This is a genomic window from Dysgonomonas sp. HDW5B (genome assembly GCF_011299335.1).
In the GTDB taxonomy this organism is placed as follows: domain Bacteria; phylum Bacteroidota; class Bacteroidia; order Bacteroidales; family Dysgonomonadaceae; genus Dysgonomonas_A.
The window spans coordinates 4329399-4354949 of sequence record NZ_CP049858.1 but is presented as its reverse complement, the minus strand read 5'-3'; the positions used below and the strand labels follow the sequence as shown (position 1 = coordinate 4354949).

Sequence of the window (25551 nt, the reverse complement as noted above, 5' to 3'; positions counted from 1 at the left end):
TTGTAGGGTTGTAGTGCTTTTTCTTACTTTTGTTTTTCTACCAGAGATCATTAGACCATGAGACGTATATTGTTAATCTTCTGTATTCTATTATCCTTTATACAAACCGCATGCCGATTGGATAAAAAGTCGGAATATGTGGTTGGAGTTTCTCAATGCAGCGACGACCTCTGGAGAGAAACGGTTAATGGAGAGATTCTGAGAGAAGCTTCTTTTTTTCAGAATATGCAAGTCCAAATAAAAACGGTAAAAGATGATACCCGGCAGCAGGTAAAAGATATCGAATCTTTTATTGATGCAGGGGTAGATCTTCTTGTTGTCTCACCTAATGAGTCTACTGCTATTACCCCCATTATACAGAAAGCTTACAGATCGGGTATTCCTGTTATTCTTTTAGACCGGAAAATAGATACTGATGATTATACAGCCTATGTAGGTGCCGATAATTATCAGCTGGCCTACGAGCTTGGTTTATATGTTTCTGATGTCCTCAAAGAAAAAGGAAATGTTGTTATAATGAGAGGTTGGAAAGGTTCTACAGCCGATGACGAGCGTTATAGAGGTTTTATGGATGCTATAGGCAAGTACCCCAATATAAAGATCATAGCTGAAAAACGGGGTGACTTTCTGAAAAATGTTGCAGAACAACAGATGGAAGAAGTTTTTAAGAATCATGAATCTGTTGATCTGATTTTTGCGATGAACGACCCTATGGCTCTCGGTGTACATAATGCGGCGATGAAATATAGTGGGAAATCGCCCTTTATTGTTGGTATCGATGCACTTCCCGGCGAGGGTGGGGGCATCGAAAGTATCCAAAAGGGATTGATCGATGCTTCTTTTATTTATCCGACAGGAGGCGATAAGGTCATTGATATTGCCAGCCGTATTTTAAACAAAGAGTCTTTCGATAAAGAGAATATCCTTTACACGGCAGTTGTAGATAAGAGCAATGTGCGTGTATTGCAATTACAAACCAATCAGATATTCGAGCATCAACATAAGTTTGATAAAATGAATAGTCTTTTAGATAAAAGCCTGTTGCAATATTCCAATCAGCGGACTCTTTTTTATATTTCGTTGATTGCTTTATGTCTGATTACCTTATTACTATTTCTAGCCTATAAGGCTTATAAAGCCAAAAGCCGAGCCAATACACAATTGGAACGACAAAATGAGGAAATAAAACGTCAGGCGGAAATTCTTACCGAACAAAAAGAACAACTGATCTCTTTATCCAAACAATTGGAAGAAGCTACTCACGCCAAATTGGTATTCTTTACCAATATTTCGCACGAATTCAAAACTCCTTTGTCTCTTATTTTAGGACCTGTAGAAGCATTGCTTGCAGAGGGTAAATTGACAGCAGAACAAATAGAGTTGCTAACATTGGTCAAACGTAACAGTAACCGCCTATTACATCTTATTTCTGAAATAATAGAATTCAGAAGTTATGAAAATGGAAAGATGAAGACCTACTTTTCCAACAACGATTTAAAGACTTTTCTCGAAGATCTTACTCCTTTGTTTTATGATTCCATAAAGAGAAAGCAAATTACCTTATCGGTCGAGACTGAAAGTTTGGAATTTAAGATGTGGTTTGATAAGGAAAAGGTCGAAAAAATTTACTTCAATCTCTTATCAAATGCACTTAAGCATGTGAATAAGGAAGGTGTAATAAATATAAATTTAAGGAAAGAGGTTATTGAAGATACTGAATATGCAAAACTATCGGTTTTTAATAGCGGCTCGTTTATTCCCCAAGAAGAATTACAGAATATATTCGATCGTTTCTATAAAATTGATTCTCGTGACGGTAGTACAGGAATCGGGCTTGCTCTGACAAGTACTTTGGTCGATATTCATCGGGGTAAGATATACGTTGAAAGCAAGCAGGGAGAAGGCACTACATTTTATGTCCTGCTGCCATTCAATCAGGAAGATAACGGATCGGATAAATCAACTGCCTATGAAAAAGGGTATACTCAAGCCAGATTAGAATTAGACTCCGTAGTTATAGAGGACGAAATTTTGCCTGAAAGTAATTTGCAAGGAGATAAGCCGCTTGTACTTATTATCGAAGATAATGCAGATATGCGAAGCTTTATGTATCATATTCTCAATCACGAGTATACTGTAATAGAAGCTGAGGATGGCGAAGACGGACTTAAAAAGGCTAAGAAATATATTCCCGATCTAATAATCAGTGATGTGATGATGCCCCAAAAAGATGGATTTGAAGTATGTCATTACTTAAAAGAAAATATTTCAACCAGCCATATACCGGTAATCTTGTTGACAGCTTGCTCGCTCGATGAGCAGAAAGTAATAGGTTTCGAAAGTGGTGCCGATGCTTATATACCGAAGCCTTTCAATGCTAATTTGCTAAATATAAGGGTTCGAAAACTAATAGAAAACAGGCAAAAGATAAAAGAAGCTTTTGGACATAGCTTGGTCAATGACACGAAGAAAACGACTTTGGCTGAAAGTGAGCAGAGTTTTATAGATAGCTTTAGAAGTTATGTAGAGTCTCATATTTCCGATTCGGAGTTGAATCTCGATGATGTAGCGAAAAGTATCGGATTATCTAAATCCCAATTATATCGAAAAATAAAGTCGCTTACCAATTATTCGCCCAATGAATTAATCAGGATTATTCGTCTAAAATATGCCAAACATTTGTTGAATTCTAAGGGTAAAACAATCTCAGAGGTTGCTTATGAAGCAGGTTTCTCATCGCCTTCTTATTTTACAAAATGCTTCAAAGAGTTTTATGATGAAAGCCCTACCAGCTATTTGGATAAGATAAATAAATAGCATAGAATATGTAGTTTATATACCTCTAGTTTGAGACCTTAAATAATTGATATGAAATATAAATTCTATTTCTTTTAATCCTCAAATAACTTCTCTTTCCTTTATTTTTAATAGTTTTGCTGTTCATTATTTAGAATTGAGCAATTGGGAAAGAAACGAGGAAAAAAGATTATGTGGGTAACCCTTTCTATTATAGGTGTTTTAGTAATTATCGTATTTGTATTTCTACAGCAAGCCAAATTTGGTAAAACTCCATCGGGTGATCGATTGATACGAGTACAAAATTCAACTCACTACAAAGACGGAAAATTTCAGAATCAGAGTCTAACTCCGCAATTAACAGGAGAAAAGGGATATGTTGGAGTAATGTATGATTTTCTATTCGGAGATCATAAGCGAGTTAAACCCATAGATGAAATACCTTCAATGAAGACTGATTTATTAACTCTCGATAAGAGTGAAGATATTTTGGTTTGGTTCGGACATTCTTCGTATTTTATTCAGATAGATGGTAAACGTATTCTGGTTGACCCTGTTTTTAGTGGAGCAGCATCACCTGTTTCATTAACTACCAAAGCATTTAAAGGTACAGACCGTTATGGTGTAGACGATCTTCCGAATATCGACTATTTGTTTATCTCTCATGATCATTGGGATCATCTCGATTATGAAACAATAATAAAATTGAAACCTAAGGTTGGCAAAATAATCTGCAGTTTAGGTGTAGGAGAACATTTCGAATATTGGGGCTTCGATGTGGGCAAAATAGTTGAAATGGATTGGGATGAGGACACAGCTTTAGATTCAGGATTTGCTGCTTATTGCTTGCCGGCACGTCATTTCTCAGGAAGAGGTCTATCTCCTAAACAATCGTTGTGGTCATCTTTTCTTTTGCAGACCCCAACATTTAAAATATACATCGGAGGTGATAGCGGCTATGACTCTCACTTTGCAGCTATAGGTAAACGTTTTGAAGGTATCGACTTGGCTATTCTCGAAAATGGTCAGTATGGCGAAGGATGGAAATACATTCATATGATGCCCGAACAGGTTTTGAAAGCATCTAAAGATTTAAATGCAAAACGATTGTTGCCTGTACATTCATCTAAATTCGCGTTGTCAACTCATCCTTGGGATGAACCTTTAATAAGAATCACCGAAGCCAATAAAGATAATGCACAAGATCTTATTACTCCTATGATCGGTGAAGCTGTGCATTTAAAAGATTCTACCCAGACATTCCGCCAATGGTGGATAGGTATTGAGTGACGATAATCTATTTTCAGAATACTTTTAGAAAATGATGAATACCTTCCAGAATAGCTATTATTGTAATAGAAGCAACGACCAGAGTTAAAATGATACTTAGTACAGCCTTTAAAATTGCCTTAGTCCATGATGAGGTTTTGAATAATTGTACCAGAACGTATGTGTTGTATAGATAGAGAATCGCCAATGTAATTGAATATATATCCTTTGAGTGGGTATAATAAAATAAAGGGTAAAGCAATATCAGAATAATCACTTTTATACCGTCTATATAAGAGTATATTACTAAATGTTCAATATAATTATAGTTGCTTTTTCGATATAGGATATAAGACGATAAAGCATAAAAAGGTATTATGAGAAGCTGAACTATGGAGTAGTGAGAGTAATACCAATTGTAGATAAAGTCATTATCAAAAATCGGATTATCCTGTTGATTCATTTCGGAGTCAGGATATACATTAAAGAAATGAAGTACCAGACTATAAATTGACCCCCATATAAGAAGGAAACCAAAAGGTTTGAAATATTGTACTCTTTTACCGCTTAAGTAGGCTTTTATTGTGTATCCGGGTCTTAGCAACAGTTCCTTTATTGTGTAGAGCATCCCTTTGTTTATATGCAAGAAGCTGAATTGCAGTTCTTCAACAAGGTGAGACAGATTAATGCGAGAGACTTTAATCGATTGTCCACATCTATTACAAAAATCTCCTTTTACAGCATTATTACAATTCGCACAGCGATGAGATGTCTTATTCATAACGTAAATACTATATGAAGTATAAACATTAATTTACTTAAATAAGTTTATATATTTATTGCTTTTCATGTAATAACATAAATAGTTCGTAATTAAAATATACTATCAAAGTAGATAATTCTACTCTCTGCTTATCGAGAAATCCTCATCAGCAAATAAAGCTGCTATACCGGTTAATTGTTTGAGGCGAAGTATCTCATCCATGTCCATCCCTATGTTTTTAGCGATCCATTTGGGCGATTTTCCAATTAGGGTCAGTTCTCTGACAATACTTGATAACAGGTCAATATTATGTGCCCCTCTGGCTCTGTTATGACGTATTGTACAAGCCATTCTATCGCTTAGCCCTCGCTGTTCCTCACGTATAAAGGTTACAGGTAATCTTCCATATGTACTAGTTGATATTTTAGTTGATTTTATTTCCGATTGCCTTCTATGAAATCCGTCTACAATTCGTAATGATTCATTTTCAGGACTGGTAACGATGGGCATTGTATAGCCATCTTCCTCTATGGATGTAATTAATAATCTCATCTCAGGAGGAGCTACACTATTTGGATTATAGTTATTACCTTCTATATTCTCTGATTTTTCCCAAGCGATAAAATCAACAGGGTGATGTTTCAGTGGGCTTACTCTATGCAGCATAGCACGGATGTAATTTAAAGTATCTATTTTTTTTTCGACATCGGGAGTATTTTCTATGTATTGACATAGTTGATCAACTGTTGCCCGTATATTATCTTTCATAGCATTTCATTGTATTTACGAATCAATTCTTGTTGTCTTAGTATTTGTTTTTTTGTAAGTGCGAAGGATAGCGAATGACAGGTTATATCATTCTTAATAATTGCCATACACATACGTTTCCATGATAGAAAATCAGTTTTATTGTCAAGACCGGGCAAAGCATCGGGTATACTTCTGAATTTAATCACGTATTTATCTTTAGTTCCTCTGTTGCTAAAAGTATGTGTATTAATGATTATATTCTCATCTAACTGAAGAATATCTTCATCGGCAACGGGCGATCCGACTTTATTCCAGTAAAGAATAAATTTTCGGAATTTTCGGACATATATATTTCGCGTTTCTTTGGGCAAAGTATTCAGTAAAAATTTACAATAGGTTCTCCACGTATGCCCTTCGGGCAAATCAATACGTCTGGCTCCAGACGCTTTTGTACCACAATAAATATTTCCGAAATTAGCCCCGCTAACACGATCTACTACCTTGATCCATGTTTCGGGCTCCAATACTTTGAATAGGCTCAATCCTGCTTTCTGTTCATCCCCATAAGGTTCGCATATCCTCATTTTTGAAAGAGGTATTCCCGCTTTGTAAAACAGGTCATAGATACGATTATACGGTTTGTGAAATTTTCCATTATAAACCCATATATCTTCCACATTCCAATCGTAGATAGGATAGAAGTTGTATGTCAATTCGGTAATCTGGGTTGAATACCTTTTGTTATGGTACGATGACTTATCTTTTCTGTTTATGGCATGGTATCGGTTGAGACTTTCATCTGAACGGATACCTACTAAACAGGCTACTTTTTTTGATGAGTACCGATTTGCCAGCCAATCGCCAAACAAAGTGATGAAATCTTCGAAAGTCATATCCTTCTTGTAAAAGTCAAGCGGATTGTTATTCTCATTGATAATAAATTCGTGCGGAGGCATTGGTCTTACCCATTTCTCCTGTTTGTTTCGATCCCAAAAAATCCAGTAAGGTTCATACATCGAAACGGCATTAGTCGTGATCATAGGTAAACATACCCAATAAGGATTTATGAGATCAAGATTGTCAAGAAACATTTCCTCAATAAACTCTACGGTCTTCGAGTATGATGCCTCGACATCAATATATAAAACGGATATTTTTCGTTTTATATGATGAATCCTCATGTAGTCGAGAATCAGATTCAGCATTACTCCGCTATCCTTTCCTCCGGAAAAAGAAACATAAATATTCTCGAAGTTCGAAAAAATATACTCAATGCGCTCAATAGCCATTTCGTAAACATTTCTGTTTTTTTGAATATTCATATCGTTTTGCTCATCTTAAAATAATTGATACCCGGTTTTACGATTACAAAGCCTAGTCTTTGAAGGGTAGGGAGCTCATCTGAATGAGCCATGAAGGAAACAACCGTATCTTTTTCGAGATCGGCTATAGCTCGTAGAATAAGTAGCTCCAATAAATTGTAGTCCTGCCATGTAAAATCATTACATAGTTTGTTATTGGCAATCGAAATAAAGCCTGTAACCATGTTTTTTCCTGTAATTGAAATATACCAGACGTGGTCTTCAGTGTTTTTAAAAGGGTATCCTCCATTGATGCGTATAACATCAGGATTCATAACGAAAGGTCCTATCAGATTATAAAGGGCATGGTCTGTTCCCCATATCTTTTCTATTCGCATTGTCTTGTTATCTGTTTCATTTATAGGCATGCTACAAAATCTTTAAGTTTGGTTTTATTTACGAGTAATTCTTGTAGTTGATCGGCTAATTTTTCTTTACGTTTCAAATTTTCCATGATTTTTCGGTCTATGCCCGAGTTTGTCATGAAGCGTTTTACCGATATTGAACCTCTTAAGTGACTGTTTTTTATATATGTTAAACAACGCTTATATTCGATGTATTTAAAAGACGGACTAAAGAATACAATATCATAATAGCCTTTCAGATCATTTAATTTACTGTCTTGCATAGCGAGTGTCGAAATTAAATATCGCTTTTCTCTGTGGTCAAACATCAGTTTCTCATCTTTTCTCCATTTACTATTTTTACCACAGAAAACAGCACAATTTACTTTTCCTAGAAAATTGATTAACAAATCGACCTCAAATAGGTATTTACAAAGAATTATACATTGATATTCTCCTGTATGTTCTTTGAGTAATGCCAACTTATTAATCTTATCAAACTTATTAATAGGAACATATCCACAAACTATTTTTTGCATCTCTATAAGTATTCTGTACACATCATGGAGTTGAACTTTATTTTGATCGATGAGTGTTAGCAGTTCATTCTTCTTTCTCTTATAATAATACTTCTGCTTATCTGTCAGGTCACATATATATGTTTTGATTGAGATTGATCGTTTAGCCGTTTTTCTCTCTTCCAACGCATATGTATATGGTTCTGTCATATTTACGAGATAAGATAGATTTTTATAACCAAGTATTTCAGAGCCATCAAAGCCTCCGTAAATAATATGCATTTTCGAAAAGTCATCCCAATGATAATACCCTAGAATTAAGTCACTCAAAATCTTATAGGGCATATAGATATCATGAATGTTATTAACAATTAGGGAGTTTGTCATCACCAGTTTATAGCTACACAAGCGCGCAATTTTATATATACGCTGAGAACGTATGGTATCAGGTGATTTAAACATGTGGCAATCATCAATAATCAGCATTGTAGACCCGTCGGTATATTCTAACAAGTTTAAATATACCTGCATATTATAGCTGAGACTTTCAATGCTGGTAAAAAGAATCGGCATTGTTAAGTTGGGCCATATTGTAAATAATTGCTGCTTAAAATCTTCTATAGAGACTTGGGATAAAAATACATGTAGTTTATTTATATATTTGGCGTTATATCTGTTTTGTGCAAGTCGTATCGAAATATACCAACGGTCAGTTTGCGATTCGGATACTAAAGCTGAAACTTTCATCTTTGATAAGAAACTAAGTGCTCCATCGTAATAAGGTATTGTTTCTTGTGTTAAGAGACTGAGATTATCTTTTAATCGAATATGTAAAGGACTGTTTTTGCGTTTAAGTTCGCAATTATATATAATTTCATAAAATTGTTTGTGGATAATTTGCTCTAAACGTTCAGACTCCTGTTTGCACCATTCTTCATTGTAGTCATTGGAAGATACATCAACAAACAACTTTAATTTGTCGTTCACTACTTCAAAGTAGACTTTTGTTTTTGCATAAAAAGGGCTGTAATCTATAGAATAAGGAATATATACTCTAGCTCTATAAGATGATGAGTAAAGCTTAGCTCCTTTTATTCGATCAAGTAGTTCAAGTAATGTTGTATTCATAGAATATATGTGTTCTTACTTAATATTATTCCACGAGACAGGCTAATTGAGTATGTGAAAAAATAAAATAAATCTAATTTTTTATTTCAAATTAAAAGTACAAAACTTAAAGATACTGATATCCTAATATAGTATATTATTATCTTCTTGTTTGTTAAAAAATGTTGATCCTTACTCGTATGTAAGTTATAAAAAAGGAGCTTTCTATAGCGACATGATAATCTCCTAAAAAAATAGAACTCTATGAAATAGAGCTCTATTTTTCATAATCTGATAAAACAGTCATGGTTTTATTTAGTCTTATCTTATTCTTTCTCGTCCTGTTTTAATTCATCCCTAAATAGCTTAAGCAGTTTCTTTTTAGTTTCCCAGTGAAAAGGAGCTATTCCTTGATTAGGGTCAGTCCACGATTTTTTCTTAAAAGTATATATTACAAATGGAGTTATCACAAATAACATGCAGGTAACAATAAGGATAGCATACCAACCGACGATACTTCCAATATTGATTTGTGCCGGTGGAATAAAACAGATGATAAAAGCAAGAGTTGACCCTATAAAGCCTAAACCTCCTATGATCCAAATAAGTGAATTGCCTTTTTTACCGATACGGAACGGGCGATCCGTATCTTTCATTGTATAACGTAGTATTATAGCAGCAGCAAACATAAACATATACATTATTTGATATAAAATAATGGCTATCTGTGTAAATATTTGGTAAATAGTATCAATAGATGGTGATATGATGAAGAAAAGACTTAAAACACTTACAATAATAGCTTGAACAATAAGTATATTTTTTTGTATCCCATTACTATTCGTTCTTTGAAAAAAATGGGGAAGGTATCCGGCTTTTCCTACAATATAAAGTCCTCTTGACGGCCCTGATACCCAAACTAATACTGCTGCAAATACACCTATTGCAAGTGCCCCGGCAATAATGGGAGACATCCAGGATGCTTTGATGTATGCAAAATAGTTGTCAAAACCAACCAAAAGGCTTTGAGTAAGACTTATATCTTTCTGTGGAATGATGATACCTAAGGCAAAAGTACCCAGTATAAATACAACTACAGTGATAAGTGCACTGATGAAAATTGCTTTAGGGTAATTCTTTGCAGGATTACTCATCTCTGTAATATGTATACTGTTCATTTCCATTCCGGCATAGAATGAAAATATTCCTACTGCCAAAACAAAGTTATTGAAGTTAGACAAGTCAGGAATAAAATTTGTATGAAAATTCATTTGCGACTGCCCGCCACTAGCAAGATACATTATACCTAAAATAACAAGTAATACAGCCGGAATAACAGTTCCGATAAGCCCTCCTATCTTCGATATCCGGCTTGTCCATCCCATACCTTTCATCGATATAAAAGTTGCAATCCAAAACATGGCAACAACAATAAGAAATGTATAATACTTATTGTTTGATAACTCTGCATCGAGTCCACTATTATGCCCAATAAAAGCTATTGCAACAGCCCCAAATATTAATGTTGTGAGGTACCAAAATATACTTTGAGTCCATTGGAGCCATATAGCCATAAGTCCAAAATGCTTGCCGAATGCTTCACCAACCCAGCGAAATACTCCTCCTGGTTTATCTTGAAACATGGCTGCTAATTCGGCAGCTATTAATGACGTAGGAATAAGAAAGACAAGAGCTGCCAATAAGTAATAAAATGCAGAACTTAATCCATAAACAGCTTCTTCAGGAAGTCCTTTTAGGGAAACTACTGCAGTAATATTCATAATGACAAGTGTAAAAACTCCCAGTTTTACAGCCTGGTTTGTATTAGTAGCCATATAAGATAATAATTTAAAACTTGTAATATATTAATTAACAAAATAGCCTAAAAATAGTTTAGGTATTAGAGGGGGATTGGTGAAGTTTTCTCCGTCAATTTTATATAAAATAACCTCATCATTTAAAACAGTCGATTTTATATCGAGTGGTATGTTTACTGAGTTATTCGCATATATTGGTACTTTAGACAGGCTATATATTTTACTGATTTGATTTCTGCTTGGTAAATAGGATTAATGCCCTTTTTACATCCAGATTGAGTAATCGGAGCTTTGCATGGGAAGCTCATACGTTTTACTTATTGTTGGATAATCCATCTTTTGGATCAAAATTTCTATGTTAATTTTAAAAATAAAGGAGAAATTATTTATTGAATGTTACCCTTTTTGTCATTACATTGCAATTGCAAACTTTAAAAATACAATTATGAAAAAGATTCTATTATTTTTAATACTATGTATTGGTTTATCTGCATGTACGGATGAATCTGTTTTTGAGGAAAAGCTTGATGGAGGATATAAGTATTCTCTAAGACAAGCTTCCGATGGTAAATATGATTTGCTAGGGTTTAGCTATGACATAACAGGGGACTATCTTCATGTAGATGAAGCTCGTTATATGGTTATAGATGTGGACGCTTTTGTAGCTGCAAATAAAGATCGTTTTTACAATCCTGGAACAACAATTGGAGGTATTAATTTTTATTCAGGAGCAACAGCAACAGATTTCCTTCAAGAGATGCAGACTAAATCATCTGCTGGTGGAGGATTGAATATTGGTGCAGTATTTTCAGGAAGTGTCACTAAAAAAAAGGAATCACAAACAAAGTATGCTTATTCGTCCAAATACTCATTCAGTAGAGGAGATGTTGTGAAAAGAGTAAAAAGGCTTTATCTAAATACCGATGTTACGACCCTATCTAAATATTTGAAGAACTCTTTTAAAGAAGACTTAAATAAATATTCTGCCGATGATTTTGTGAAGATGTATGGTACACATGTCTTGACAGATATCACTATCGGTGGACGACTAACATTTACTTATAAGTCGGCAGTAACAGAAGAAAGCAATTATAGCCGTAAAAAGGAAATAGTAGAAGGTGGTTTAAAATTTACTATTGGCAAATTTGGTGCAGATGCACAGAAGTCACATGAGTCAGAAACCATTAAGCAATTAAATAGCAAAAATGCAAACTGGAGGACCCAGGTAGATTATTATGGAGGAGAAGGCAGTGGAATTAGCAAAACATTTAGTTCTGAAACAGGATATCCTACCACAACATTTAATTTAGATTCTTGGAAAAAATCGGTTACAGATAAAAATGCTGCATTAGTTGATATTAATTGGTCTAAAGCCTATCCGATATATGATTTTGTTTCAGATCCAGTAAAAAAAACTCAAATAAAAGCGGCTGTAGAGAAATACGTTGCAAGTAAGAAAATAGATGTTATTGAATTGCTTCCATTATATGTTTTTTATAACAATTCGGATAAAAAGAAGGGACATAATCATTATACCACAACCTATCCAACAATTCATAAAGAATATTCCAATTGGACGTTAAACGGGGTAGAGGGGTATATTCTAAAAAATCAATTGGCAGGTTCAATTCCATTATATGAATATTACAATGATGGTATTTTTGATCATTATACTACTACTGATCCGAATGTAGCATCCTATTCAGGGTGGAAGAAACAAGGAATTGCAGGATATGTTTACAAATCTCCCTCTACTGATATATCTACGGTTCCTCTATATGAATTTTATAATGAAAGTGGACGTAATCACTTTACATCGACAAACCCTAACATACATGTATTATTTTCAGGTTGGGCAAGAAATAGTATAACAGGTTATATATACCCTTTAAATTAATAAATTCATTGATATAAAAGAAAATAAATAATGAGTTATTCTGTGTATTTTCTCTAACAGGGGTTGGCTATACTAAGTCAACGGTATTGTTCTCGGAATTTCTACTGCTTCTATTGCTCTGTATTATCAGATATTAGGACGAGGAACACATATAGATGATGAAAAATAGAATTGCTTAATATCAGACCTTGCCGACAATATTGATCGATTCGGTAAAGCCGAAGATATCACATTCGAAAAAGAACGGATCTGGAAGATGTACGGTACTGAGGAAGGCTTCTTTCCGGTATTCCGATACACGAGATTGGTACAATGAAGAAAGGCGATGTAGAGAAAGAAGTACAAAAAAGTAGTTCAAACATCGGCAAACCGCTTTATACAATGCCATTCGGACAACATAAGGGCAAAAACTTTAAGGATATCCCAAAAGAGTATAGAGAATGGGTACTCAAATCATTTGATTGGCACGCTGCTAATATGAATCTGAAACAAGCAATTGAGGGAAGTATTTAAACGAAAAGACAATCTAGCTTAATATACTTTTTTGCAATTTGCATATGTGAAAAAGAGAAAAGTATACATGTGAAAATAAAAGATAATTTACATAATTGAAGCACTAAATATAGTTAATTTAGTGCTTCATTAATCTTTATACAAAATTACATATGCAAAAGAAATTTATTTTAAAAGAAGTTGGCGAAAAAGGCATAATTGGAAAAAATGAGAGTGGGACTTATGAATTAAGAAATAATCATGATGCAATAAGAGCTACAGATCATTGGGTGTGTTATTTTGAAACAAGAGAAGATGCGAAAGACTGCATTAATAGCCTAAATATTTGGGCGCTTACAATCGTTGAAATATTTGTGAAATAAAATGTAATCAATTCATTATTTATTAATTATCACAGTCAAACAATCTAATATATGGAATTTAAAATAGGTGAGTACGTAATGTTTAAAGACGCAAGTAAATATAAGAATACAAGAAATTCTAGAACTTTAGCTAAAGTTAATGTATTCAAAGTTGAAAATAGTCTAAATGGGATTTATAAATTATCTGATATCGCTGAAGAAATACCTAGTACAGAAATTAAAGGTATTCCTATAAATCGGGTTGATGATTTATCTATCTTTTATGTTCTACCTATTCAAAGAGCTCCTGTTCTAGCTGATTCAACAAGTGAAAAACCACTCATAGACTTTAGTCGTAGTTACTATTATGATTACTTGAAAGACGTAGTAGCTGAATCAGGGAAAACATATGCCGAATTAGTTTCAGAAAATGACATAAAAGAAGTCCATGAGTTCCAGCGTATACTTAAAGTTGGACACTTAACTATCCAACCTTTATAGAACGTCATCGTAAATTTAACTGAGCACTTTAAAAGAGTGCTCTTTTTTTATGCCTTTATATTTTAAATGTAAAATGGCTACTCTTCAAACTTGCCTAAACCCTGAATGTGGAAAACAAACTGTTTCCGTAATATCTACTCAAGAAGGACCTCTCTGTTATCAGTGTTTTTCAGAAAAGAAAAACCCATCCAAGAAAGGAAAAAAAGCATGACAAGCCGGAAGAACGTATGCAGATCGAGTTCTTTAATCAGGTACCTATATTCTTTCCAAAATTACCAAACAAGCTCCTTTTTACTGTTCCCAACGGTGGATCCAGAAATATTATTGAAGCCAAAAATCTCAAAGCACAAGGTGTAAAGTCTGGTGTTAGTGATGTGCTTCTTCTTATACCAAAGAAAGGTTATTCATGTCTTTGCATTGAGTTTAAAACTCCAACAAGCAGACAATCAGATGAACAGATTGCTTTTCAATATCAAGCAGAAGAATACGGTAATAAGTATGTAGTTGTCCGATCCGTTAAAGAAGCTATCGATACATTGAAATGGTACCTGGAATAAAAACAGCCTCCCATTTCTGAGAGGCTAGGCTTAAATAAATCAATGTTTTATCATTATTTTATCTTGCTGAAAATTTCCTTTTTGATCTATTTTTACAATAATATAAACTCCATCTGGGAGATTTGTTGAACCAAAATTGAAATTGTTATCTTCTTTAGCTGAATATACTAATACTCCTTGGAGATCATATACTTTAACCGAATACTGTTCGTCCATAACATCTTCTTGTTGAATAGATCTTGTTGTACTATACTTCGGATAGATAAATAAAATTCGATTCCATACTGTTCCACAAGAATTTGTACCTAAAACCTCAAATACATATTCATTATATATATCAGATCCAGAGGGCTTCGATGGCCTGAACCAGACCCTGTCATTACCAGGATTAGGCTCATAAAGTATACATTTATCTTGTCCTTTTACAAATGTCCACTTGTATTCTGTAGCTCCTTTTATATATGAGAGAACTTCAACAGAGTTAGCGTTGTTAGGTAGAATAATTGCATCATCTGGATCATACATAGGACCTCTAGTTACAGTGGGGGAATCATAATAAGATAGTTGAGTACTAACATTCATCACATATCCGGTGTTATACTTTATTGAAGCTGTTATATCTGCATTTTTCTTTGCTGATATAGTAAATGTTGCAGGATTCCCTTGTTTAGTTTCTGCATTACAAGTCCATGTAACGATAGCAGTAGATGGTAGGTCTTTAATTGAACAAGACAAATTCGTTCCTAAGCATACTGATCGTTTATCCGTTGTTATTAGAGGATCGGGTTCTAGAATTATTTTTCTTTTTGCAGTCAATGGGGAAGTCGAAGGATTAATTGTAATAACCAGACCTTCATTTAATATAACAGGCTCATTCACCGGAGTATCAATGTAAACCTTAGTACTATTGGCGGTCATAGATCCAAAGGATAATCTTGAATCAGTACCATTTTTGCCCCACTCTTCAATTTTTTGATTGGTTTTGAAATTATAAGTTACAGTTTGTCCATATTTGATAACTTCAGGTCCCTCTATTGTAAGTTCTCCTGGTGCAACTTTTACTTTTTTGATTATTTTCGTTGATGAGCCTCCTCTGTAAGCCTCAATTGTATAGTCTCCATTAAGACCCATATTCCATGTGAAATCTAATGCTATTTCGCTTTTTCCGGGACTAACGTATTCACTAAAACTAGCTAGTCCATTACTAAATTTTCCATTATCTGATTTGATAATAAATTGGGTTGCTTGAGCGAGTTTAGCTGTAAATACTATTGTATATTTGTATACTTGGCCAGGAATACAAATTACAGGACCATTTATCTCCTTCACTTCTTGTGAAAAGCATCTAATACTAATAAATAGAAAAATTGGAAATAAAAAGATGATTTTTTTCATAATCGTTATTTTTAAAGTTAATCTTTTAAATTTGTTGAAAAACAAACAATTAATCGATAATATTTATCTCTTCTTTTTGTCAAAAAAGAAAAATTATCTTGTTAAAAACAGTCAAAATAAACCAAAACAACTAAAATTTATACTTCAATCCGAAGCTATGCTCTGAATTATTATTTGAACTATTTTCTATCTTTGTAGCAATAACTAAATAATGAAGCGATTACTTATATTACTATTATTACCTCTTTTAATTATTGCTTGTTCTAAGGATGACGAAACAGAACAATTAAACAATATGTCACCTGCAGAAAAAGACAAATTTCTTATTGGGCAATGGGTTACAATTTTTGAAAATAATCCTACCCCGAGAGGCCTTCTTTATTTGTTTAAATCAGATAATACCTTTGAGTTTTTTGAAATCGTAGATGTTGATGGGAAGAAGATTCGTAAAACAAAAAATCTATATAAGTCAGGAACTTATAACAATCTAAATTATGGAATTGAAATGGATGGAGAATTCACTCTATTATTTATTCATTCAAAGACAATGATTGGGTTTCCTTCTGAATCATCTTATACTCGAGATAACAGCATATATACATTAGTTGAATAAGTAGTTTTTTAGAATAAAACAGAAAGAAAAAGCCTCCGAAAGGGAGGCTTCCAATTACTATTTAAATCTATTATCTTATCGTTTTAACATTATCTTTTCGGAAGTTCTGTTTTCTCCATCAAATTTCTCAATGATATAAACTCCATCGGTTAAAATAGTCGATTTAATATCGAAACTGCCATTAACTGCATTGTCAGAATATACTAGTACACCTGATAGGTTGTATATTTTTACTGATTTGATTTCGGTTTGATCAATAGGTGCTAATGCACTTCTTTCACGTCCCGGTTGAGTAATCGGTCCTCCCGGGTCAGGTTGTTTACATGTACCAGTTGTTACGGGATAATAAGTATCAGCAGATGTTGTTCCATATTTATTAGTCATAGAAAAATTGATCACTATACAATTACTCCATCTACAAAAGGCACTACATGTTGTTTTACTCTGAGAAGCAATAAAAGCATCAACTCCGCTAACTTTCCAGGAAACACTTGATTCGGCTAATGCTTTCTCGGAATAACCTAATGCGAGATCATTGATTTTAATGGCTCCTGCACTACCACATGGAAAAGGCCAGGAAGATAGTGTAAATTTAGGAGGTGCTCCTACCCAGACATCCGCATTTTCTTGAGTATATTTCTTCCCTACATATTCGATGTCAACCTTAATTTTCGCACAACCATAACTTGGCGTTTTAAATTTTACTGTAGTTGTGCTTTGACCAGAGATGTATGTAAGGTTAGAAATTGCAGTCCATGTTATTTTAGCACCTTCAGGAACAATACCTTCTATTTTATATGTGATCTCACTATTATTACTTACAATAAATCCTGTTACAACTGGCTTTATTGTAAAATCGGGGATTGGTTTTACCACCACTTCCATTTCTTCATTTTTATTCATAGAAGAATAGTTTGGATCTTTAGAGGTAACCTTAACGCTAATTATTGTAGCTGATGTTGCCTTTTTTACTTTTAATTGAAGATTGTCTTCGAATTGATATTGGATTCTGCGATCCAATTCGAATATAGTAGTATTATAAGACCATACTGTTTTATCAAAATCTTTATCCGCAATTACGCTGTAAGTTACAATATCTCCAACATACATTGTTTTAGGTCCTTTTAACGTACCACTCTCACCAGGGTTTGGAGGTAAGATCGATTGAGTGGTATATGATATATCTAAATAAAAATCCAACTTATTACCTGTTAAATATACGAATTGGTTTTGCTCATTTTTATGGTTGATTAAAAAAGCGATCTTCTTACCTATTCTGCTTTGAATATGAGCAGGTAGAAAGGATTCTCCTAAAGTTTTGATTGAAGCCGTATTAGGAAATTCAACTTCAGTTCCTATATAATCGCCCGAGTTACCTACTGTCTTAATCAAATTCCAAGTTGTTGTATTGGCATCGGTCATTCCGTCTGGAGCTCTTTCTAATCTCACTTTACCTCCAAAATTTGTATATTGTCCGGCTTTTGGTTGTAATCTTATTCCTGCATAGGTTATTTTCGCATTACTGGGTATACCAGAAAGGTCAAACTCAAAATATGCTCTTCCTATTGAGCCGTTATAATTGCCAATTATAATACCATTAGCAAGTGTTTGTTTTGCAAATACGTTTGATTTATTGGTTATTCCACAAAAGTCTTTAGGGGAAAGCTTTATCGTTGTCTGTCCTGATCCTGTGATATAAATTGCAAACAATAAAGTTAATAACAATAGTTTTTTCATAATTATTTGTATTAAAGTTTATTATCGCAATGTAAAGACAAAAACAGAAACACTTCTTAACTAATTTCTCATTTATTTCTATTATATTATAATAATTAGTCTAAAACTTATACTTCAAACCAAAGCTATGCCCGGTATCATTATATCTGAAATCTTTCTGAAACTGATATTCACTTTTTTTCTTACATTTGGACTTTATTTACAACACGAAATTTTAGTATGAAAAAAGTATTATCCACCGTATCTCTATTGTTTTTATTTACAATCTCTCACGCCCAATGGAAAGATGGAGGAACTAAATTAACAACAACGCAAAATGTTGGTATTGGAACAGATAGTCCAATAGGGACATTACACTTACATTCTGCAACTTCTTCGGTTTTAACAATGACATATGGAGGAACCGGTACTGCTGCTATCCGAAGCAATAATAATGTATGGGTAATGGGTATTTCAGGTAATTCTAGTATCGAAGAAGTATCGGTAGGTACACAATCTGGTGAAGGACAAAGAACATTAGTTCTTGCTGCTGGAGGAGCTGCTCGTCTTAAAATTTTGGCTAATGGTAATATCGGCATCGGTACAAATAGTCCCACTCAAAGATTGGATATAAATGGTAACATCAAGGCCAATTCAATGTATGTTAATGGTACTGTTTATACTAATGAGGTAAAAGTTGAAGCTACAAAATGGCCAGACTTCGTTTTCGATAAGGACTACAAACTACGAACACTTCAAGAAGTAGAAAACCATATCAACAAACACAAACATCTACCAGAGATTCCATCTGAAAAAGAAGTAAAAGAAAATGGCGTAAGTTTAGGTGAAATGCAAGCTAAATTGTTGCAGAAGATTGAAGAGTTGACTTTGTATACAATTGAGCTAAATAAAACCGTAAAAGAGCAAGGGGAATTGATACAAGAATTAAGAAGTAAATTAGAGTAGGGAAAGAAAAAGCCTCCGAAAGGGAGGCTGTTATTATTTACCCAGTAACTTAGGGAGATAATTAAGTGCTAAAGAATCCTTATCTTTAAAATACCTTTGAGCATGATTAGGAATCCAGTCTTCGTTTATAAAACGTATAAACATAGGTAAAGCATCAATATGATAGATATAAGCCGGCAATACCCTTCCATCAGGAAAAGTATGTGGATATTTACTCCTTCTTGTGTAAAATTCCGAGTTTTTATCTTGCAAGAACTGAGAGAATAATCGGCCAACACTTCTCCCATGATGTAAGAGAAACATTCATCAATGTTTTTGTTTTCTTTTACATACGTTACAGCAAAGAGAGGATCTTCTTCTGCTCGCTTATCTAAGTATACCTTTATTTTGTCTTTGACTGAATTATTACTTGTTGCCATGATTGTTTCTATTTTGTTCGTCCATAATCTTCCATAGCTTTTTGTAGAATTTCTCATTAGGAATTTTCCCTTCAATCGATTCACTAAGTGAGACAAAGAATTCTCCATTATGCTGTAGGTTATTAAAGTCAATTGCAAATTTTGCGATCGCTTTTGCTTGAGTAGTATCGAGTTCATCCAATCCGGATAAATCACGTTGATTCGATTCTAGTATCTCCAGAGCCTTTTCAAGACCTTGTTTAGCTCCTGCATTCACTTCCTTATTGATATTCTCTAATTTGAGAATGAGTTTTATCTTGCGTTGTAATTCTGTTTTTAGCATGGCTGTTATCTCTTACTTATTAATTCGTTAATTGATTGCTTTAATGCTCTTCGATTTAGAGGGTTGTTGCTGGGAGATTCAATTCTGATTCCTGTTCTTGTGGCAACATAACCGGTATATTTCTGGCTATTATCAGTGATAGCGACAACTGAAATTTCAAACCCTTTGTATGATCCTAATTTTTTCATTTCTTAATCATTTAGCATCATTGGCATTAATAAATAGGTCAACTTATCGGTTGATTTATTATCAACAGGGGTAATGAGAGTGGCACGACTTGGATCGGAGAACGACATTTGAAGATCAGACGTTGGAATAGCAGCTATTAGCTCTGAAAGAAAGTGACCTTTAAAACCGATAGCTAGTGGATCGTTATTATACTCGCAATCAACAATTTCTTCCGCTGCTGTTGAAAAGTCGATATCTTGTCCTGATATCATAATCTGGTTATTTGATAACTGCAGCTTAACCAAACTACTTGCCTGATTTGAGAATACAGATACACGCTTCAATGCACCTTTTAATTCAGGTACACCAATAGAAAGAAACTTATCATTATTGGGGGGAATAACAGAGCGGTAATTGGGATATTTACCTTCGATTAAAGTAGCTTCAATGCTCTCCGAATTATATTCGAGACGAACAAATCGGTTATCTATAAAAATATCGACTAATTCATCTGACGGTGATATAGCATTCTTTAGAATCGTTGCTATTTTTTGAGGAAGGATAAAATTAATAGTTTCGTTTATGGATTCATCTGTGTACTCAGCTAAAGCCAATTTGTGGCCATCAGAAGCAACAAAATTGATCAGTCCTGCTGATATATCAAAATACACACCATTCATTACAGGGCGTAGCTCGTCATTGGCTGAACAAAAACAAGTTTTCTCAATACCTGATAAGAGAACTTTAGCTGGAATAGAAAGTTTAATTGCTTTGGATGTGTCTTTATCTTTTGGGAATTCATCAGCCGGCTTGCCAGTCATTTCGAATTTTCCGCCTTTATATTTGACTACTATTCCATAACCTTCACCAATTGTAATGGTAATTGGTTGTTCCGGTAGTGTTTTTAAAGCTTCAATTATTAATTTAGGTTCAATACAGTAGGAAATATTATTATCAGTTAATATTCCTTCAATAGAAGTATTCATCCTACCCAAGTAGTCGGCTGCCGATATTTTGACTCTCCCATCTTGAATATCCAATAGGATATTTTCCATTATAGGAGTAGCCGGTTTAGAAGAAATAATTTTGCTGACCGAAACTAATCGGCTTAATAATTCTGATTTTGAAATTGTGATTGTTATTAACATAATGCCTAATTGTTTTTAAAGGCATCCATGCAAGAGGGGAGGTGTTTACAAGAAAATATGAGGGTATGTGTATAAACACAAAAAATCTGAATCTCATGCTTTCACATAAAATTCAGATCACTTTTACAATGGCAAATATAAAGCCTTTTTTTTAACTAAAAAATTATTCCTCATTATTTTTTCAATAAATCTAAAACAGCTCTGTTTGACTTATCAAATATTGAGTAGTCTATATCTATATAAATATCAGCCATTTTATAATCGTTATTGACATGACCTAAACAGAAATCTATATCGGCTTTTGGAATTCCTGCTTTATTTCTAGCAATAGTAGCCCAGCTGTGACGTGCCCAGTTGGTAGTAACTTTGACTCCTAAATTTAATTCAGTTGAAACTTGCTCTAAGCCTTTATTGACTGCTTTCATAAAGTTATAATCATTGCAATACTGTCTACGGAAATAAGATAAAAATGCAATGTCACTATATTGGTCAATTAATAACTTCAATTCAGGTTCTATACGTATGTTGAGAGGAAATTTGCTTCCATCTTCTGTATCTGTTTTACTACGTTCGTAATGTACGCGTCCGCGGACTAAGCCCTTAAGTTTGTATAAGTCATTAATGTTTATGCCCATTAAATAGATCATTATCATAAATACATCTCGTGCCATATTGGCTCTACCAGTTGAAAACTTACCATCTCTTATTCGAATAATATCTTCTATTGAAAGATTTCTCCTGGATCTCCTATATTTAGGAACTTTCACTTTTACAAAAGGATTGTTTGGAACACGTATTATATCATAATCCTCATTGTTAAAATGAATTTTCGCCTTATTAAACAAAGCTCTGATACCTCTAAGATAATTACTTATTGCTCCTGAGGAAAGAGGTTTTCCTGATTGACCAGCAACGGATAATTTGTCTTTAAAATCATTGAGCCGGTTTGCTGTTATATCTCTAATATCTATTTTTTTCCGTCCATAGAACCAACAAAGTGCATCAAGTGAAGTTTGATACCAATCAGCTGTTTTTTGTTTTTCTGATTTTTCAATAATGGTTTGTGCAAAAGAAACGAAATCGATAAACTCATAATCGGGTTCCATTGCAGCAACGATCTGATCACGGACTTCGATGCAACTCATGTTAGCCATTCTTTTTGCTCCTAAATTTATGCAGACGCCTCGATATCCTTGAATAATATCTGTTAGTTCAAAATTTAGCTTCTCAGAATATGGAGCATCTTCAGCAATACTCCCGGATTTTAATAATTGGTTCGGGGAAATATAATATTGTGTAGGTACGTATTGAGTAGAACTATTATGATAAATACGTATTTTGATATTTGTAGTCCCATCTTGTTTTAAATGTTTGGCAGATGAAAATACTACAGGTTTAAATGTAGCCATAGTTGTTTTATTTTTGGCAGGCAAAAACACATCTATGAAAAAAGTCTTTAGGAAAAAAACGGTTATAGAATAGTTATAGAAATTATAGCATTGATTTTACATAATACTAAGTACAAACGACCGTTTTTTAACAAAAAAGTGACCTTATGCATAAAATACATCAGATCACTTTTGTTTTAGATTGCTGAAAATCAGCTTTTTAATTTCGTCGGGATAGCGGGATTCGAACCCACGACCCCCTGCTCCCAAAGCAGGTGCGCTAACCGGACTGCGCTACATCCCGTGTTTGATTTCTCAAATGCGATGCAAAGGTATGACATATTTTTTAATAACAAAATATTTGAACATTTTTTTTTGAAAAAATGTGATCAGCACAATAAAATACGTATTTTTGTAACTCAAGAAATAGAATACATATTAGTCAAAAATTTTACTATGTATAGAAGTCATACATGCGGAGAGCTTAGGCTAGCAGATGAAAATAAGGAAGTTATCCTGTCGGGATGGGTGCAGAAAGTGCGTAAGTTGGGAGGAGGTATCACTTTTGTCGATCTTCGCGATCGCTATGGCATTACTCAGTTAGCTTTTTATAAGGATTCAAATACTGATCTTTATGAAGAGGCTAATAAGTTTGGACGTGAATGGGTTTTGCAAGTAACTGGAATCGTTCAAGAGCGTTCGAGCAAGAACAGTACTTTGCTAACCGGAGATATCGAATTGGTTCCAACTAAAATAGTTGTTTTAAATTCTTCCGAAACGCCTCCTTTTACAATTGAGGACGAAACAGACGGCGGTGATGATATTCGTATGAAGTATCGTTATCTAGATTTGAGGCGTAATTCAGTACGACAAAATTTAGAACTTAGACATAAAATTGCATTTGAAACGCGCAGCTTTTTAGATAAATTGAATTTTTTGGAAGTAGAAACCCCTGTACTTATAGGTTCTACTCCAGAGGGAGCACGAGATTTTGTTGTGCCTTCTCGTATGAATCCGGGAGAGTTTTATGCTTTGCCTCAATCGCCTCAGACATTGAAACAACTGTTGATGGTTTCAGGATTTGATAGATATTTTCAGATCGTAAAATGCTTCAGAGACGAAGATTTGCGTGCGGATCGTCAGCCTGAATTTACCCAAATAGACTGCGAAATGTCATTTGTAGGTCAGGAAGATATTTTGAATATATTTGAAGGGTTGACAAAAAATCTATTCAAAAAAATGAAGGATATAGATGTACCGGATTTCCCTCGTATGACGTATGCTGATGCCATGAAGTATTATGGATCAGATAAGCCAGACACTCGATTCGAAATGAAATTTGTTGAATTGAAGGATTTAACGACAGGTAAAGATTTTGTTGTTTTTGATAGCTCTGCATATGTAGGAGCTATTTGTGCGAAAGGTTGTGCTTCTTATACCCGAAAACAATTGGATGAATTAACCAATTTTGTAAAGCGCCCGCAAATCGGAGCAAAAGGCTTGGTGTATTTGAGATATGAAGAAGATGGTTCCTTAAAATCTTCCGTAGATAAATTTTATACTCCCGAAGATTTGAAAAAATGGGCAGATCGTTGCGGGGCAGAACCAGGCGATCTTGTACTTATCATTTGTGGAGATACAGAAAAAGCTCAAAAGCAGTTAGGTGAACTTCGCCTCGAAGTAGGAGAGCGTTTAGGTTTAAGAGATAAAACTAAATTTAACTGTCTATGGGTAATTGATTTCCCTCTGTTGGAAAAAGATGAAGAGCTAGGGCGTTATTTTGCAAAGCATCATCCTTTTACAAGTCCTAAAGAAGAAGATATCTCACTTCTCAAAACAGAGCCGGGAGATGTGAGAGCCAATGCTTATGACTTAGTAATTAATGGTGTTGAGATAGGTGGAGGTTCGGTGCGTATTTATAACAGTGAATTACAAAAAGAAATGTTTAAAGTTTTAGGCTTCACTGAAGAAAAAGCTCAGGCTCAATTTGGTTTCTTGATGAATGCATTCAAATATGGTGCGCCTCCCCATGCTGGTATTGCTTTCGGATTAGACAGGTTGGTTTCAATATTTGCCGGATTGGATTCGATCCGAGATTGTATTGCATTTCCTAAGAATAATTCGGGGCGTGATGTTATGCTTGATGCTCCATCTGTTATTGATGATGAACAATTGAAAGAATTACAGCTTGTTATAGATTTAAAAGAGTAAATATTCTTTTTAATAAATAAAAAAAGGACAGTTGTTTTTGGCAATCTGTCCTTTTTTTGTACATTCAAACCCTCTATTTTTCATTCTTGGATATGTTAGAATTTATGAAAAAGATGTTAAATATTTTCATTTTTCTTGATAGTAGGTGTACTTATTATAAGTGCACTTAGTATATTTGCACCCATAAACTATAATAGATAATGGGTAAATAATGAATAAAGGTTGTGAAATAGGGGATCCATACAATGATTTAGGTTTTCTTATATGGCAAATAATGAAATCGTGGCAAAGAGGTAAACATAAACTTTTGGATGAATTTGGATTGACGGGATCTCAAATGGAAGTTTTGTCTGCTGTTTATCATCTGAGCCAAACAGAACAAGAAGTGACACAAATTGCAATTTCGAATGTAACAAATGTTGATCCAATGACAACATCGACAATTCTTCGAAATCTGCACAAGAAAAAATTGATCGACAGAAAAGCGAGTAAAATAGATACAAGAGCACGTATTGTTGAAATAACTGATGATGGTACAGAGCTTTTTCTAAAAGCGATAAATAAAGTTCACCAGTCAACAGATGAACTCTTAGAGCACATGGATGGTGATGCCTTAAAAGCGCAATTACGATCTTTATTGGATGTATTAAACAAGTTAAATAATTAAATAA

General features: G+C 34.0%; 24 protein-coding genes, 1 tRNA gene and 1 pseudogene. 11 read left to right on the top strand and 15 right to left on the bottom strand.

What is annotated here, in order from left to right:
- The first annotated feature begins 57 nt into the window (after nucleotides 1-57).
- Together G7051_RS17965 and G7051_RS17960 are read left to right on the top strand one after the other, a co-directional pair.
- Nucleotides 58-2817, top strand: coding sequence for a substrate-binding domain-containing protein (locus tag G7051_RS17965; RefSeq protein WP_166202527.1), 2760 nt, complete (start codon nucleotides 58-60; stop codon nucleotides 2815-2817).
- A 144-nt stretch (nucleotides 2818-2961) separates the two neighbouring features.
- Nucleotides 2962-4086, top strand: a complete 1125-nt coding sequence (locus tag G7051_RS17960) for an MBL fold metallo-hydrolase (protein ID WP_370522980.1) — start codon at nucleotides 2962-2964, stop codon at nucleotides 4084-4086.
- A 13-nt stretch (nucleotides 4087-4099) separates the two neighbouring features.
- Here G7051_RS17960 and G7051_RS17955 read toward each other — a convergent pair whose 3' ends face one another.
- The 6 genes from G7051_RS17955 to gadC form a co-directional block, all read right to left on the bottom strand.
- The gene (locus tag G7051_RS17955) at nucleotides 4100-4846 is read right to left on the bottom strand and encodes a DUF3667 domain-containing protein (RefSeq protein ID WP_166202525.1); all 747 of its coding nucleotides are present in this window, start codon (nucleotides 4844-4846) and stop codon (nucleotides 4100-4102) included.
- A gap of 120 nt (nucleotides 4847-4966) precedes the next feature.
- Nucleotides 4967-5596 carry a ParB N-terminal domain-containing protein gene (locus tag G7051_RS17950; RefSeq protein WP_166117501.1) on the bottom strand — a complete coding sequence of 210 codons (630 nt, stop codon included), beginning with the start codon at nucleotides 5594-5596 and terminating at the stop codon, nucleotides 4967-4969.
- Nucleotides 5593-6900: a DUF3440 domain-containing protein gene (locus tag G7051_RS17945; RefSeq protein ID WP_166202523.1), complete on the bottom strand. Its 1308-nt coding sequence runs from the start codon at nucleotides 6898-6900 to the stop codon at nucleotides 5593-5595. The genes G7051_RS17950 and G7051_RS17945 overlap by 4 nt, the downstream gene beginning before the upstream one ends.
- Nucleotides 6897-7307 (bottom strand): hypothetical protein, encoded by a 411-nt coding sequence (locus G7051_RS17940; RefSeq protein ID WP_166202521.1) that lies wholly within the window; start codon nucleotides 7305-7307, stop codon nucleotides 6897-6899. The genes G7051_RS17945 and G7051_RS17940 overlap by 4 nt, the downstream gene beginning before the upstream one ends.
- Nucleotides 7298-8929 carry a hypothetical protein gene (locus G7051_RS17935; RefSeq protein ID WP_166202519.1) on the bottom strand — a complete coding sequence of 544 codons (1632 nt, stop codon included), beginning with the start codon at nucleotides 8927-8929 and terminating at the stop codon, nucleotides 7298-7300. The genes G7051_RS17940 and G7051_RS17935 overlap by 10 nt, the downstream gene beginning before the upstream one ends.
- A gap of 305 nt (nucleotides 8930-9234) precedes the next feature.
- Nucleotides 9235-10743 (bottom strand): putative glutamine/gamma-aminobutyrate antiporter GadC, encoded by a 1509-nt coding sequence (gadC, locus tag G7051_RS17930; protein ID WP_166202517.1) that lies wholly within the window; start codon nucleotides 10741-10743, stop codon nucleotides 9235-9237.
- 427 nt (nucleotides 10744-11170) lie between these two features.
- On the opposite strand from gadC, the gene G7051_RS17925 reads away from it, so the two are divergent.
- From G7051_RS17925 to G7051_RS17905, 5 genes are all read left to right on the top strand, one after another.
- On the top strand, nucleotides 11171-12622 hold the full coding sequence (locus G7051_RS17925) for an MAC/perforin domain-containing protein (protein WP_166202515.1): 1452 nt from the start codon (nucleotides 11171-11173) through the stop codon (nucleotides 12620-12622).
- A gap of 312 nt (nucleotides 12623-12934) precedes the next feature.
- The gene (locus tag G7051_RS17920; protein ID WP_166202513.1) at nucleotides 12935-13135 is read left to right on the top strand and encodes a putative quorum-sensing-regulated virulence factor; all 201 of its coding nucleotides are present in this window, start codon (nucleotides 12935-12937) and stop codon (nucleotides 13133-13135) included.
- Nucleotides 13136-13287: 152 nt separating this feature from the next.
- Nucleotides 13288-13497, top strand: coding sequence for a hypothetical protein (locus tag G7051_RS17915; RefSeq protein ID WP_166202511.1), 210 nt, complete (start codon nucleotides 13288-13290; stop codon nucleotides 13495-13497).
- Nucleotides 13498-13548: 51 nt separating this feature from the next.
- Nucleotides 13549-13977: a hypothetical protein gene (locus G7051_RS17910; RefSeq protein ID WP_166202509.1), complete on the top strand. Its 429-nt coding sequence runs from the start codon at nucleotides 13549-13551 to the stop codon at nucleotides 13975-13977.
- Nucleotides 13978-14204: 227 nt separating this feature from the next.
- Entirely contained in the window at nucleotides 14205-14534 is a 330-nt protein-coding gene (locus G7051_RS17905; protein WP_370522979.1) for a VRR-NUC domain-containing protein, read from the top strand.
- A gap of 39 nt (nucleotides 14535-14573) precedes the next feature.
- Here the strand turns inward: G7051_RS17905 and G7051_RS17900 are convergent, their stop codons facing one another.
- The gene (locus tag G7051_RS17900; RefSeq protein ID WP_166202507.1) at nucleotides 14574-15929 is read right to left on the bottom strand and encodes a T9SS type A sorting domain-containing protein; all 1356 of its coding nucleotides are present in this window, start codon (nucleotides 15927-15929) and stop codon (nucleotides 14574-14576) included.
- Between the two features lie 211 nt (nucleotides 15930-16140).
- Here G7051_RS17900 and G7051_RS17895 point away from each other — a divergent pair, with 211 nt between their 5' ends.
- Entirely contained in the window at nucleotides 16141-16542 is a 402-nt protein-coding gene (locus tag G7051_RS17895; protein WP_166202505.1) for a hypothetical protein, read from the top strand.
- Between the two features lie 75 nt (nucleotides 16543-16617).
- Here the strand turns inward: G7051_RS17895 and G7051_RS17890 are convergent, their stop codons facing one another.
- Nucleotides 16618-18279 (bottom strand): T9SS type A sorting domain-containing protein, encoded by a 1662-nt coding sequence (locus G7051_RS17890; RefSeq protein WP_166202503.1) that lies wholly within the window; start codon nucleotides 18277-18279, stop codon nucleotides 16618-16620.
- Nucleotides 18280-18498: 219 nt separating this feature from the next.
- On the opposite strand from G7051_RS17890, the gene G7051_RS17885 reads away from it, so the two are divergent.
- The gene (locus tag G7051_RS17885) at nucleotides 18499-19224 is read left to right on the top strand and encodes a hypothetical protein (RefSeq protein WP_166202501.1); all 726 of its coding nucleotides are present in this window, start codon (nucleotides 18499-18501) and stop codon (nucleotides 19222-19224) included.
- Between the two features lie 33 nt (nucleotides 19225-19257).
- Here the strand turns inward: G7051_RS17885 and G7051_RS18355 are convergent, their stop codons facing one another.
- The 7 genes and pseudogenes from G7051_RS18355 to G7051_RS17855 all read right to left on the bottom strand — a co-directional run bounded on the left by G7051_RS18355 (nucleotide 19258) and on the right by G7051_RS17855 (nucleotide 22973).
- On the bottom strand, nucleotides 19258-19527 hold the full coding sequence (locus G7051_RS18355) for a hypothetical protein (RefSeq protein WP_255493395.1): 270 nt from the start codon (nucleotides 19525-19527) through the stop codon (nucleotides 19258-19260).
- 26 nt (nucleotides 19528-19553) lie between these two features.
- A pseudogene (locus tag G7051_RS18350) lies at nucleotides 19554-19643 on the bottom strand (hypothetical protein); the annotation flags it as partial.
- Entirely contained in the window at nucleotides 19630-19965 is a 336-nt protein-coding gene (locus G7051_RS17875) for a hypothetical protein (protein ID WP_166202497.1), read from the bottom strand. The pseudogene G7051_RS18350 and the gene G7051_RS17875, both read right to left, overlap by 14 nt.
- A 5-nt stretch (nucleotides 19966-19970) precedes the next feature.
- On the bottom strand, nucleotides 19971-20153 hold the full coding sequence (locus G7051_RS17870; RefSeq protein WP_166202495.1) for a hypothetical protein: 183 nt from the start codon (nucleotides 20151-20153) through the stop codon (nucleotides 19971-19973).
- A 3-nt stretch (nucleotides 20154-20156) separates the two neighbouring features.
- On the bottom strand, nucleotides 20157-21281 hold the full coding sequence (gene dnaN / locus G7051_RS17865) for a DNA polymerase III subunit beta (RefSeq protein ID WP_166202493.1): 1125 nt from the start codon (nucleotides 21279-21281) through the stop codon (nucleotides 20157-20159).
- A gap of 173 nt (nucleotides 21282-21454) precedes the next feature.
- Nucleotides 21455-22690 (bottom strand): phage integrase SAM-like domain-containing protein, encoded by a 1236-nt coding sequence (locus G7051_RS17860; protein ID WP_166202491.1) that lies wholly within the window; start codon nucleotides 22688-22690, stop codon nucleotides 21455-21457.
- Nucleotides 22691-22898: 208 nt separating this feature from the next.
- Nucleotides 22899-22973: transfer RNA gene (locus G7051_RS17855), tRNA-Pro, on the bottom strand.
- Between the two features lie 152 nt (nucleotides 22974-23125).
- Here G7051_RS17855 and aspS point away from each other — a divergent pair.
- Together aspS and G7051_RS17845 are read left to right on the top strand one after the other, a co-directional pair.
- Nucleotides 23126-24880 (top strand): aspartate--tRNA ligase, encoded by a 1755-nt coding sequence (gene aspS / locus G7051_RS17850; RefSeq protein WP_166202489.1) that lies wholly within the window; start codon nucleotides 23126-23128, stop codon nucleotides 24878-24880.
- A 211-nt stretch (nucleotides 24881-25091) separates the two neighbouring features.
- Nucleotides 25092-25547 carry a MarR family winged helix-turn-helix transcriptional regulator gene (locus G7051_RS17845; RefSeq protein WP_166202487.1) on the top strand — a complete coding sequence of 152 codons (456 nt, stop codon included), beginning with the start codon at nucleotides 25092-25094 and terminating at the stop codon, nucleotides 25545-25547.
- The last annotated feature ends 4 nt before the right edge of the window (nucleotides 25548-25551 follow it).